Raw genomic sequence first — 13,064 nt, forward strand, 5'->3', positions numbered from 1 at the left:
ATGACTGATCACAAGAACGACTCACCTCTGATCTCGGGCGAAGCAAGCCTGCGGGTGTTCGAAGGCCTCAATCGCGGCATGTCACGCCGTCACGCGTTGCAAATGCTCGGTGTGGCCGGCGTAGCGGCTGCCGGCGCCGGCAGCCTGTTCGGTGCCGCGGGCAAGCTGTTGGCCGATGACACGGCGACGCCGGGCAAAGGCAAGCAGGGTGGGCGGATACGTGTCGCTGGCATGTCCAGCTCCACCGCCGACACCCTCGACCCGGCCAAAGGTGCGCTGTCCACCGACTATGTGCGGCACTACATGTTCTACAACGGCCTGACCCGTTTCGACGCGCACCTGGTGCCGCAACTGGAGCTGGCCGAACGCATCGACAACACCGACGCGACCCTGTGGACGATCACCCTGCGCAAGGACGTGACGTTCCACAACGGCAAAACCCTCAGCGCGGCCGATGTGGTGTTCTCGCTGTCACGACACAAGGATCCGCTGACCGGCTCCAAAGTCATGCCACTGATGGAGCAATTCGCCGAAATCAAGGCCACGGGGGCCAACGAAGTACAGATTCGCCTGACTGCACCGAACGCCGAATTGCCGTCGATTCTGGCCGTCTCGCATCTGCTGATCGTTCCCGAAGGCAGCACCGACTTCAACCAGGGCATTGGTACCGGACCGTTCAAGGTCAAGGAGTTCAAACCAGGTGTGCGTTCGGTTGCCGCACGCAACACCGGCTACTGGAAGCCTGGCCTGCCGTACCTCGACGAAATCGAATTCATCGCCATTGGCGACGAGCCGTCGCGGGTCAACGCGCTGCTGTCCGGCGACGTGCACATGATCAACGAGGTCAACCCACGCTCCACCGACCGGATCAAGGCCAGCGCCAGACACCGGGTCGTTGATGCGCCGTCGGGCAACTACACTGATTTGATCATCCGTCAGGATCAGTTGCCGGGTCAGAACGCCGATTTCACCCAGGCGATGAAGTACCTGCTCGATCGCGAACAGATCAAGTCGGCGGTGTTCCGCGGCTTTGCCGTGGTCGGCAACGATCATCCGATCGCGCCCGGCTCGCGCTACTACAACAGCGACCTGCCGCAAACGGTCTACGACCCGGAAAAAGCCAAATTCCTGCTGAAAAAAGCGGGCATGGAAAACATCAGCATGGAGCTGTTTGCGTCGCCTGCCGCAACGGGTTCCGTCGATATCGCAGTGCTGTTGCAGCAGTCGGCCAAACAGGCCGGGCTCAAACTCGACGTCAAGCGCCTGCCGAGCGACGGCTACTGGTCCAACCACTGGATGAAGCACCCGATCAGCTTCGGCAACATCAACCCACGTCCGAACGCCGACGTGATGTTCTCGCAGTTCTTCCAGTCGAAGGCGCCGTGGAACGAGTCCGGATGGAAGAACGAGCAGTTCGACCAGTTGCTGATGCTCGCCCGCGGCGAAACCGACGATGCCAAGCGCGGCAAGATGTACGCGGACATGCAGACTCTGGTGCACGACCACTGTGGCATCGGCATACCGGTGTTCATCAGCAACATCGACGGCGTCGATCAACGGATCAAGGGCTACGGCAGCAACCCGCTCGGCGGCTTCATGGGTTACATGTTCGCCGAGCAGGTCTGGCTGGACGCTTGAACAGAGCCGTCGAAATGAACGGCAAGCCAGGTGCAGGAGGGTAGGCGATGAATAGCAACACACTGTGGTTGATCGGTCGACGGCTGGGCGCCGCGATCGTGACTTTGTTGATCGTATCGATGGTCGTGTTCGCGATCACGGCGGTACTGCCTGGAGACGCGGCACAACAATCCCTTGGCCAGTTTGCCACCCCGGAACAGGTGGCGGCGCTGCGCCTGAAACTGGGACTCGATCAACCCGGTGTGGTGCGTTACCTGCACTGGTTGATGAGCCTGCTCAGTGGCGATATGGGCGTGTCGGTATCGAACGCGATGCCGGTTGTCGAGCTGATGGCCGGGCGTGTGCCCAACACCCTGATGCTGGCGGCCGCCACGGCGCTGGTGTCGGTGCCGGTGGCGCTGGTTCTCGGCATCGGCTCGGCGATGGGCCGGGGCGGGCGGATCGACAGTGTCCTGAGTTTCACCACCCTGGCCATGGTCGCGGTGCCGGAGTTTCTGGTGGCGACCCTTGCGGTGCTGATCTTTGCGGTAAACCTGGGCTGGTTGTCGGCGCTGTCCTATGCCAGTGACATCACTTCACCGTGGCAATTCATGCGCACCTACGCCTTGCCGGTGATGACGCTGTGCTGCGTGATCGTTGCGCAAATGGCGCGGATGACACGCGCGGCAGTGATCGACCAGCTCGACAGCCCCTACGTGGAAATGGCCCGGCTCAAAGGCGTCAGTCCGATGCGCATCGTACTGCGCCACGCTTTGCCCAATGCCATCGGGCCGATTGCCAATGCGATTGCGCTGAGCCTGTCGTATCTGCTCGGCGGGGTGGTGATTGTTGAAACCATCTTCAACTATCCCGGCATCGCCAGCCTGATGGTCGATGCCGTGACCAACCGTGACATGGCACTGGTGCAGGCCTGCACCATGTTGTTCTGTACGGCTTATCTGGGTCTGGTGCTGATTGCCGACCTGTGCGCGATTCTGTCCAATCCGAGGCTGAGAAACCAATGAACAATCTCATTGTGAAATCGACGCCCGCAGCCCCCGATCTGTCAGCCGGCAAGGTGTCTCACGGGCCCGTATGGCTGGGACTCATCGGCGCGGCCATCTGCGTTATCTGGTTGCTGGTTGCATTATTCGGCCCGTGGCTGGCGCCGCATCCGGTCGGCGAGGTGGTCTCGGGCAACGTGTTCGACAACATCAGCGCGGTGTACCCGTTCGGCACTGATTATCTGGGCCGCGACATGCTCAGCCGGGTGCTCGTCGGCGCACGCTTCACCGTGGGCCTGGCGTTGATTGCGGCGGTGCTGGCCAGTGCTCTGGGCACCGGTTGCGCGCTGCTGTCGGTGGTGTCGCCGAAATGGCTGGACGAAGTGATCAGCCGCTTGATGGACGCCTTTATCTCGATCCCGAGCAAGATGCTCGCGTTGATCATGGTTTCGGCGTTCGGCTCTTCAGTGACCCTGCTGATCAGCACGGCAGTGTTGAGCTTCGCCCCGGGCGCGTTCCGTATCGCGCGCAGCATGGCGGTGAACATCGAAGCGCTGGAGTACGTGCAGGTCGCCCGAACCCGTGGCGAGCGGCGTTTGTACATTGCTTGCGTGGAGATCCTGCCGAACATGCTCAACCCGGTGCTGACTGACCTGGGCTTGCGGTTCGGTTTCATCGTGCTGCTGCTCAGCGGCATGAGTTTTCTCGGGCTGGGCGTGCAACCGCCGGATGCCGACCTCGGCTCGCTGGTGCGGGAAAACATCGGCGGCCTCAATCAGGGCGCCCCGGCCATCGTCATCCCGGCGCTGGCCATCGGCACCCTGACCATCGGCGTGAATCTGTTTATCGACAGATTGTCGTCGCGACGTAGTCGCCGCACGGGAGGCCATTGAAATGACCCAATTGATTCGAGTTGAAGACCTGCGCGTGGTCGCTTGCGGCGAGCACGGGGAAACCGAAATTGTCAAAGGCGTGAGCTTTGCCCTGGAACAAGGTGAAGTGCTGGCGTTGATCGGCGAATCGGGCTCGGGCAAGACCACCATTGCCCTCGCTCTGTTGGGGTATGCCCGACGGGGCTGTCGGTTGTCCGGCGGCGTGGTACAGGTCGGCGAGCACGACATGCTTGCGCTCAGCGAGCAGCAATTGCAGGGGCTGCGCGGTAATCGGGTGTCGTATATCGCGCAGAGCGCTGCGGCGGCATTCAACCCGGCGAAGAAGCTGATCGACCAAGTGGTGGAGGGCGCCTTGATTCACGGCCTCGGCACCCGCGCCACCCTTGAGGCCAAGGCCATTGAGCTGTTCCGCGATCTGGCCCTGCCGGATCCGGATCACATCGGCCAGCGTTACCCGCACCAGGTGTCCGGCGGGCAACTGCAGCGGGTGATGGCGGCAATGGCGCTGATCAGTGATCCGTTGCTGGTCATCCTCGACGAGCCGACCACGGCGCTCGATGTGACGACCCAGATCGACGTGTTGCGTGCGTTCAAGCGCGTGGTGCGTGACCGTGGTGCGACAGCGGTGTATGTGTCCCATGACCTGGCCGTGGTGGCGCAAATGGCCGATCAGATCGTCGTGCTCAATGGCGGTCAGATATACGAACAAAGCGCTACGGCGGCGCTGCTCAAAGGCCCGAGTCATGAATACACCCGCAGTCTGCTGGCGGCCGCGCGGCCGGACACGACGATCCGCCCACCTTGCGGAATTGCCGAAGAAACTCCGCTGCTGACCATTCGCGGCCTGACCGCTGGTTACGGCAACAAGAACACCCAGGGCATGCCGGCCATTCGTGTACTGGAAGACATTGATCTGACCGTGCGCCGGGGCCAGGCGATTGGCGTGATCGGCGAGTCGGGTTCGGGCAAGTCAACGCTGGCCCGCGTGGTGGCCGGCCTGCTCACGCCGGCATTGGGCGGGCTGACCTTTGACGGGCAACCGCTGGGCGGTTGTCTGGCCGAACGCAGCGACGAGCAATTCCGGCGAATCCAGATGGTGTTCCAGAACGCCGACACGGCGCTCAATCCGATGCACAGCATCAGCACGATTCTGAGTCGGCCGCTGAAGATGTATTTCAACCTCAAAGGCGCGGCGTTGCGCGAGCGTATCGGCGAATTGCTGGATCTGGTGCGCCTGCCGCGAGCCTTGGCCGAGCGTCGTCCGAGCGAGTTGTCCGGCGGGCAGAAACAGCGGGTGAACCTGGCGCGGGCACTGGCGGCCAAACCCGATCTGATCCTTTGCGATGAAGTGACCTCGGCGCTGGACACCGTGGTCGGTGCCGCGATTCTTGAATTGCTCCGCGATTTGCGTGAGCAGCTCGGTGTGTCCTACCTGTTCATCAGTCATGACATCTCCACCGTGCGCGCGCTGTGTGATGACGTAGTGGTGATGTACAGCGGCCATAAAGTTCAGGCCGGCAGCCGCCAGTCGTTTGCGCAGGCGCCGTTCCATCCCTACACCGATCTGTTGATTCACTCGGTGCCGGAGCTGCGCCAGGGCTGGCTGGAAACCTGCGGGACGACTTGCGGCGAACTGCCGCCCATCGGGCCCAAAGCCAATGTCGCCGAGCTGTGCACCTTCCTCAATCGCTGCCCGGTGCGCGTCGATGGCCTGTGCAACCGTACGGCACCCAACCGCCGAATCATCGACGGTGGCAGTGAAATTCTTTGCCATCACGACAGCGTCGAACTGCTGAAAACCCAGCGGGACGTGACCACCTTCAATCAGGGAGCCTATGCATGAGCGCTCGTTTTGTGAGACTGGCCGAGCAGGGCCGGGTGACCGTCGGGTTGACCGTGGATGGCGTGCCCATCAAGGCGTTGCAGGGCGACACATTGATGGTCGCATTGCTCACTCAGGGCAATGCGCTACGTCAGTCGGAATTCGATGCCGGTCGACGTGCCGGGTTCTGTCTGATGGGTGCCTGCCAGGATTGCTGGGTTTGGACGCGCAGCGGCGAACGTCTGCGTGCGTGCTCCAGTGAAGTCCGTGAAGGGCTGGATCTCCTCACCACACAACCGGAGGCGACATGGCCACTGCACGGGTAGTTATCGTCGGCGCCGGCCCTGCGGGGATTCGCTGCGCCGAGACGTTGGTGAAGGCCGGCATCAAACCGGTCCTGATCGATGAAAATCGCCGCGACGGCGGCCAGATCTATCGGCGCCAACCCGAAGGTTTTACCCGCGACTACCGCGCGCTGTACGGCACTGAAGCGGCCAAGGCGCGCGACCTGCACGAGAGTTTCGAGCGCTTGCGCCCACACATCGATTACCGCCCTGACACGCTGGTGTGGAATCTGGTGCCCAGGCAGTTGTGCTGCGTCAGTCAGGGTCACCATACGACGTTGGACTTCGACGCGTTGATCCTGTGCACCGGCGCCACGGACCGTTTGATGCCCATTGAAGGCTGGCAGCTGGCGGGCACCTACAGCCTCGGCGGGGCGCAGATCGCGCTCAAGTCGCAGGCGGTTTCCATCGGCCATCGCGTGGTGTTCATGGGCAGTGGTCCGCTGCTGTATCTGGTGGCCAGCCAGTACGTGAAGGCCGGCGCCAACGTCGCTGCGGTGCTTGATACATCGCCGATGAGCAAACGCATTGTCGCGCTGCCGAAGATGCTCGCGCGGCCCGGGGTGTTGTTTACCGGGATGAAACTGTTGGCGCAGTTGTATCAGGCGAAAATACCGGTGCATCTGGGGATCAAGCCGGAGCTCATATCGGGAGATGCCACTAGCGGCGTCAGTGGCGTACGCGTGCGCTCAGCCAAAGGCGAAACCCTGGACATCGATTGCGATGCCGTGGCCCTGGGGTATCACTTGCGTCCGGAAACCCAGCTGGCCGATCTGGCCGGGTGTCGCATGCGTTTTGATGAAGCGTCCGGCCAATGGTGGCTGGCGCTTGATGAAGAGGGCCGTACTTCGGTCAGCGGTGTGTATGCCGCCGGCGACGGGGCCAAGATTCGCGGTGCCGATGCGGCTGAACATGCCGGACGTCTGGTGGCGATGGCGCTGCTGGAGGATCAGCAACAACCGGTGGATGCCGGGTTGCGCGCAGAGCAACGGCGTGCACTGGCGGTGATGGATCAGTTCCGCCTCGGTCTGGCACAGGCATTTCCATGGCCCGCCGAACAGGCCGGGGCGTTGCCGGATTCGGCGATCGTCTGTCGCTGCGAGATGATCAGCGCGGGCGAACTGCGCCGTACGGTCAGCGAAAAGGGCGCGTGCGAAGTCAATCGGGCCAAGGCCTTCAGTCGGGTCGGCATGGGCCGTTGCCAGGGCCGCTACTGCTCGCAGGCCGGCGCCGAAGTGATTGCCGCCGCGGCCGGCGTCAGTGTTCAGCAAGTCGGCCGCCAACGCGGTCAGGCCCCCGTCAAACCGTTGCCGATGGTGATCATCGAGGAACCGACATGAACCCGCAGAAAAGTGATGTATTGATTATCGGCGGCGGCATCATGGGTGCGGCGTCAGCGTTTTTCCTGCGTCAGCGCGGGCACTCCGTGACGCTGCTCGAGCGCGACCAGATTGGCCAATACGCCAGCGGCGTCAACTTCGGCAACGTGCGGCGTCAGGGTCGTTATCTGGGGCAACTGGAGTTGGCCAACCGTTCGTTTGCGCTGTGGAAGCGCTTGCCGGAGCTGATTGACGACGATCTGGAGTTCATCGCCAGCGGCCACATGCGCGTGTGTTACCGCGAAGACGAAATTGCCGAGCTCGAGGCGTATGCCGCTGCACCGGAGGCGGCCCAACTGGATCTGCAGGTCTATCGCGGCGCTGAACTGCATCGGCGCTTTCCGTTTCTTGGGCCGGACGTGAAGGGGGGCTCCTACGCGCCGCACGACGGTCACGCCAACCCGCGTCTGGCGGCGCCGGCATTTGCCCGGGCGGCGCGGCGGATCGGTGCGCGTATCGAAGAACAGACCGAAGTGGCCGAAGTGCAGAAAATCGGAAGCGAGTTCAGCGTCACCACCACCGATGGCCGGCAATATCGCGCCGCACAACTGCTGATCACTGCCGGCGCCTGGGGCGAGAAACTGTCCGCGCAGTTCGGCGAACCGGTTCCGCTGGACACCCATGGCCCGCAGATGGCGGTGACGGAACCGGTGCCATACGCCTTGCCGACGGTGATTGGGGTGTTCACCAAAATACCTGAGGAAGTCATTTATTTCCGGCAGATTCCGCGCGGCAACATCATCATTGGCGGCGGCTATCGCAGCAAACCGGACATGGTCAATCGCCGCGCCTATGTCGAGCCACGCAGCATCCTCAACCAGATCCGGCAAATGCGCCGACTGCTGCCGGGTGTCGGCAATCTGAACATCATCCGGGTCTGGAGCGGCATCGAAAGCTATCTGCCGGACTCGCTGCCGATCATGGGGCCAAGCGGTACGGTCGATGGCCTGTATTACGCGTTCGGCTTCTGTGGCCATGGCTTCCAGTTGGGGCCGGGCGTCGGTGACGTCATGGCTGAGCTGATCAGCACCGGCAGCACTTCCACGTTGATCGAACCCTTTTCCATACGCCGGTTCGCCCCCTTGGCCGAACAACGGAGCAAAGCCTCATGAAACCCCGTGTACTGGAGATTCTCAAACGATTGATTGCGTTCGATACCGTGTCGTCGGAATCGAACATGGCGTTGATCGAGTACGTTCGCGAGTTGCTGCTGAGCAAGGGCATCGAGTCGCTGATCGTCAAGGACGAAAGCGGCAAGAAGGCCAATCTGTTTGCCAGTACCGGTCCGAAAGACCAACCGGGCATTCTGCTGTCCGGACACACCGACGTGGTGCCAGCAGCGGGGCAGGCGTGGACGGTTCCACCGTTCCAGATGACGGAGCAGAACGGGCGGGTTTACGGGCGCGGCAGTTGCGACATGAAAGGCTTTATCGCGCTGGCCATCGACGCGATGCTTGACGCTGCTGAACATTCCCTCAGCCGTCCGCTGCAACTGGCGCTGTCACACGACGAGGAAATCGGCTGCGTTGGCGTGCGGCGTTTGCTCGATGTGCTGCATCTGGCGCCGGTGCGGCCGTTTCTGTGCCTGATCGGCGAACCGACCAACATGCAGTTTGTGCTGGGGCACAAGGGCAAGGGCTCGTACCGTACCTATTGTCGGGGGCTGGAGGCGCATTCTTCGCTGGCGCCGCGCTCGGTCAACGCAATCCACGTGGCCTGCGATTTCATTGCAGCGTTGCGTGAATCCCAGCGTCAACTGCAGGAGCAGGGCGCCCGGGATGCCGATTACGACGTGCCTTACACCACCGTGCACGTGGGCCAGATCGGCGGTGGCCGGGCGCTGAATATCGTGCCGAATCTGTGCACGGTAGATTTTGAAGTGCGCAATTTGCCGGCCGATGATCTGGAACAGATTCTCGCGCAGATGCAGGAGCGTGCCGAGGTGATCGTGCGCGAGGCGAAGAAGCTCTCGAGCGTGGCGGCCATCGAGATTGAAACGGTCAACGTCTACCCCGGACTGGACACCCACCCGAGCGTCGAAGCGGTACGGTTCCTGAAAAATTTCGCGGCGCCGGATACCGCGACGTCCAAGGTTTCGTTCGGCACGGAAGGCGGGTTGTTCAAGCAGCGTCTGGATGTGCCAGTAGTTGTCTGCGGGCCAGGTTCGATCGAGCAGGCGCACAAGCCCGACGAGTTTATCGAGATCAGCCAGATGGAAGCGGGGGAGCGCTTTCTGGGGGGGGTGCTCGGTTCGCTGAAGCGATAGAAAACAGCAGTTCTGCTGTTACACCGCCAATTTCAGCAGCCGACACTGTCCGCTACGCGCTTTCAGCATCCTCATCCGTCGAGTCTCCCTAGACTGGAATCTGTCTCGGATCAGGACTCGACCATGCTCAAGAATCGTTTGAAAGACCCCGGTCTTCTCGCAGAACTCGCTTATGTGAACGGCCAGTGGATCGGCGCCGATGACCGCGCGACCCTGGATGTCGTCGACCCGGCCAGCGGCGAATTGATCGGCCGCGTGCCCGCCATGCAAGGTGTGGAAACCCGACGCGCCATCGATGCCGCCGAACGGGCGTGGCCTGCCTGGCGGGCACGACCGGCCGCCGAACGTGCGGCGCTGCTGGAACGTTGGTATCAGGCGATGATCGACAACCTCGACGATCTGGCGCTGATCATGACCTGCGAACAAGGCAAGCCGCTGAACGAAGCCAAAGGTGAAATCCGCTACGGCGCGGGTTTCGTCAAATGGTTTGCCGAAGAGGCGCGGCGGATTTACGGCGAAACCATGCCGGCCCCCAGCGGCGACCGCCGACTGTTGACCCTCAAGCAACCGGTGGGGGTCTGCGCGGCGATCACACCGTGGAATTTCCCCAACGCGATGATTACCCGCAAGTGTGCACCGGCCCTGGCGGCGGGGTGCCCGATTATCGTCAAGCCGTCGGATCTGACGCCGCTGTCGGCGCTGGCGTTGGCGGTGTTGGCTGAGCGCGTCGGCATTCCGGCCGGGGTGTTCAATGTGCTGACCGGCATGCCCGCCGGGATTGGCGAAGAGCTGACCGGCAACCCGACGGTGCGCAAGATTTCTTTCACCGGTTCCACAGCGGTGGGCCGTTTGCTGATGCGTCAGAGTGCCGAACACATCAAGCGATTGAGCCTGGAACTCGGCGGCAACGCACCGTTCATTGTGTTTGACGATGCTGATCTTGAGCAGGCGATTACCGGGATCATGCTGAGCAAGTTTCGCAACGCCGGGCAGACCTGCGTCTGCGCCAACCGGATTCTGGTGCAGGACGGCATTTACCCGCGTTTTGCCCAGCGTCTGATCGAGGAAGTCGGCAAGCTCAAGGTCGGCAATGGCCTGCAAGACAACGTGACCATCGGCCCGCTGATCAACAAGGCGGCCGTGAGCAAGGTGGCCCGCCACATCGATGATGCCTTGAGTCAGGGCGCGCAGCTGCTTTGCGGCGGCGTTCCCGAGGGTGACAGTCAATTTGTGCAACCGACGGTGCTTGGCGATGCCCACGCCGGCATGCTCCTGGCCAACGAAGAAACCTTCGGCCCGGTCGCGCCGCTGATGCGGTTCACCGACGAAGCCGAAGCCTTGGCGCTGGCCAACGCCACGCCGTTTGGCCTCGGCGCGTATTACTTCACTCAAGATTTGCGTCGCTCATGGCGTTTCGGCGAAGCGCTGGAATTCGGCATGGTCGGCCTCAACACCGGAATCATCTCCATGGAAGTCGCGCCGTTCGGCGGCATCAAGCAATCGGGGCTGGGCCGTGAAGGCAGCAAATACGGTCTCGACGAATACCTTGAAGTCAAAGCCTTCCACATCGGCGGCTTGTAACTTCACAACAACGGGGAGCCACAACTGATGAGCAAGGTCTTCAAGATCGCCGCGATTGCCGGCGACGGGATTGGCAAGGAAGTGCTGCCCGAGGGGCTGCGGGTGCTGGAGCAGGCCGCGAAAAAATGGCAGCTGGACTTGAGCATTGAAGTGCTCGACTGGGCGCATTGCGATTATTACCTGGAACACGGGCAGATGATGCCCGAGGACTGGTTCGAACAGCTCAAGGGCTTCGACGCGATTTACTTCGGCGCCGTGGGCTGGCCTGAGAAAGTGCCGGACCATATTTCCCTGTGGGGGTCGCTGCTGAAATTCCGTCGCGACTTCGACCAGTACGTGAATATCCGCCCGGTGCGCTTGTTCCCCGGGGTGCCATGCCCGTTGGCCGGACGCGAACCGGGGGACATCGATTTCGTGGTGATTCGCGAGAACACCGAAGGTGAATATTCATCGGTCGGCGGTAAGATGTTCGAAGGCACCGAGCATGAGTTCGTGCTGCAGGAATCGGTCTTCACCCGCCGGGGTGTCGACCGGATTCTCAAGTTCGCCTTCGACCTGGCCCAGACCCGGCCACGCAAGCGCCTGACCGCAGCGACCAAGTCCAACGGCATTTCGATCAGCATGCCTTATTGGGATGAGCGCACCGCACTGATGGCCGCGCAGTACCCGCAGGTGACGTGGGACAAGCAGCACATCGATATCTTGTGCGCGCGCTTCGTTCTGCAACCGGATCGGTTCGATGTGGTGGTGGCGTCGAACCTGTTCGGCGACATCCTCTCCGACCTCGGGCCGGCGTGTGCCGGAACCATCGGCATTGCGCCGTCGGCCAACCTTGATCCGCAGCGACGTTTTCCGTCGCTGTTCGAGCCGGTGCATGGTTCGGCGCCGGACATCTATGGGCAGAACATCGCCAACCCGATTGCGATGATTTGGTCCGGGGCGCTGATGCTCGATTTCCTGGGCAACGGTGACGAGCGTTATCGCGCAGCACACGACGGGATCCTGCAGGCGATCGAGCGGGTGATCGCCGAGGGCCCGATCACCCCGGACCTGGGCGGGAAGGGCTCGACCCAGGATGTCGGCAGGGCCATCGCCGAGTTCCTCTGAAGCATCGTCATCCTCTGCACGAGTGAGCCTGCTCGCTCGTGCAGAGGGTCTGAATCAGTAACCTTTGCTGCGGTCGATCTGACCGCTCATGGACTCGCCGCGCTCGAAGCGGCGGATGTTTTCCAGCAGGACAGCAAATGCGCTTTCCGGCTGGGTCATCGCCGCGATATGCGGCGTCAGCAGAATCTGCGGATGGCCCCAGAAGGGATGATCCGCCGGCGCCGGTTCGTTCTGCACCACATCCAGCACCGCGCCGCTCAGTTGCCCGCTGTCCAGCGCTTGGAGCAAGTCTTCTTCCACCAGATGCCCACCGCGCCCCATGTTGATCAGGGCCGCGCCACGCGGTAATTGCCGAAACAACTCACGATTGAGAATGCCACGGGTCTGCTCGGTCAGCGGCAATACGCACATCACAATGTCGCACTGGCTCAGAAACGCCGGCAGTTGCTCGCGACCGGCAAAGCACTCGACGCCGGCAATCCGATGCGCGCTACGCGCCCAGCCCTTGAGGGCAAAGCCCAGTGGCTGCAAGGTGGCGAGAATCTGCTGCGCCTGAGTACCGAGGCCCATCACCCCCACCCGACGTTGATGCGCCGGCTGCAACAGGTGCGCCTGCCAACACCGCGCCATCTGCTGCTGGCGATAGCGCAACATGTCCCGGTGCAAAGCGAGCACGGCAAAACTGGCGTACTCGCACATGCCTTGGGTGATCCCGGGATCGAGCAGGCGCACCACCGGAAGACTTGGCGGGACACGGCTCAAATCCAGTTGATCGACGCCGGCCGACAACGCAAACAACACCTGCAGATTCGGCAGCACCGTCTGCAGATCCTCCGGCGCCTGCCACGCCGCCAGGTATTTGATGTCTGCGGGATCGCCGATGTCCGGCCAGGCGCGCCATTCGATGTCCGGGGCATGTTCGGCGAACAGTGCTTTCCACCGTTCGCCGCGCACGGGGTCAGCTTTGTAGAGCAGGGCCATGGTCAATTCCTGAGGAGGTTGAAGGTGCTCCCATCATCGCCCAACGCCAGAGCAGGATCTGTCGAAAGCA

General features: G+C 62.3%; 11 protein-coding genes. 10 read left to right on the forward strand and 1 reads right to left on the reverse strand.

Annotated features, from left to right (window positions below; all coding sequences use genetic code 11):
* The 10 genes from L6D82_RS07135 to L6D82_RS07180 all read left to right on the forward strand — a co-directional run bounded on the left by L6D82_RS07135 (nt 1) and on the right by L6D82_RS07180 (nt 12,013).
* On the forward strand, nt 1-1,638 hold the full coding sequence (locus L6D82_RS07135; protein ID WP_236188510.1) for an ABC transporter substrate-binding protein: 1,638 nt from the start codon (nt 1-3) through the stop codon (nt 1,636-1,638).
* Nucleotides 1,639-1,685: 47 nt separating this feature from the next.
* Nucleotides 1,686-2,642, forward strand: coding sequence for an ABC transporter permease (locus L6D82_RS07140; protein WP_085603594.1), 957 nt, complete (start codon nt 1,686-1,688; stop codon nt 2,640-2,642).
* Complete coding sequence (locus tag L6D82_RS07145) at nt 2,639-3,514, forward strand: ABC transporter permease (RefSeq protein WP_085603597.1); 876 nt, start codon at nt 2,639-2,641, stop codon at nt 3,512-3,514. Before L6D82_RS07140 ends, L6D82_RS07145 begins: the two co-directional genes overlap by 4 nt.
* A gap of 1 nt (nt 3,515) precedes the next feature.
* On the forward strand, nt 3,516-5,357 hold the full coding sequence (locus L6D82_RS07150; protein WP_102716807.1) for an ABC transporter ATP-binding protein: 1,842 nt from the start codon (nt 3,516-3,518) through the stop codon (nt 5,355-5,357).
* Nucleotides 5,354-5,662 carry a (2Fe-2S)-binding protein gene (locus tag L6D82_RS07155; protein ID WP_236188511.1) on the forward strand — a complete coding sequence of 103 codons (309 nt, stop codon included), beginning with the start codon at nt 5,354-5,356 and terminating at the stop codon, nt 5,660-5,662. The genes L6D82_RS07150 and L6D82_RS07155 overlap by 4 nt, the downstream gene beginning before the upstream one ends.
* Complete coding sequence (locus tag L6D82_RS07160) at nt 5,644-7,020, forward strand: FAD/NAD(P)-dependent oxidoreductase (protein ID WP_236188513.1); 1,377 nt, start codon at nt 5,644-5,646, stop codon at nt 7,018-7,020. Before L6D82_RS07155 ends, L6D82_RS07160 begins: the two co-directional genes overlap by 19 nt.
* On the forward strand, nt 7,017-8,171 hold the full coding sequence (locus L6D82_RS07165) for an NAD(P)/FAD-dependent oxidoreductase (RefSeq protein ID WP_236188514.1): 1,155 nt from the start codon (nt 7,017-7,019) through the stop codon (nt 8,169-8,171). Before L6D82_RS07160 ends, L6D82_RS07165 begins: the two co-directional genes overlap by 4 nt.
* Complete coding sequence (argE, locus tag L6D82_RS07170; protein ID WP_236188515.1) at nt 8,168-9,325, forward strand: acetylornithine deacetylase; 1,158 nt, start codon at nt 8,168-8,170, stop codon at nt 9,323-9,325. The genes L6D82_RS07165 and argE overlap by 4 nt, the downstream gene beginning before the upstream one ends.
* Before the next feature lie 123 nt (nt 9,326-9,448).
* Nucleotides 9,449-10,906 carry an NAD-dependent succinate-semialdehyde dehydrogenase gene (locus L6D82_RS07175; RefSeq protein WP_236188516.1) on the forward strand — a complete coding sequence of 486 codons (1,458 nt, stop codon included), beginning with the start codon at nt 9,449-9,451 and terminating at the stop codon, nt 10,904-10,906.
* A 27-nt stretch (nt 10,907-10,933) separates the two neighbouring features.
* The gene (locus tag L6D82_RS07180) at nt 10,934-12,013 is read left to right on the forward strand and encodes a tartrate dehydrogenase (protein WP_085745644.1); all 1,080 of its coding nucleotides are present in this window, start codon (nt 10,934-10,936) and stop codon (nt 12,011-12,013) included.
* Nucleotides 12,014-12,067: 54 nt separating this feature from the next.
* Here L6D82_RS07180 and L6D82_RS07185 read toward each other — a convergent pair whose 3' ends face one another.
* Nucleotides 12,068-12,994, reverse strand: coding sequence for a 2-hydroxyacid dehydrogenase (locus L6D82_RS07185; RefSeq protein ID WP_236188517.1), 927 nt, complete (start codon nt 12,992-12,994; stop codon nt 12,068-12,070).
* Nucleotides 12,995-13,064: the final 70 nt, after the last annotated feature.

It is taken from the genome of Pseudomonas paraglycinae (genome assembly GCF_021601625.1).
In the GTDB taxonomy this organism is placed as follows: Bacteria; Pseudomonadota; Gammaproteobacteria; order Pseudomonadales; family Pseudomonadaceae; genus Aquipseudomonas; species Aquipseudomonas paraglycinae.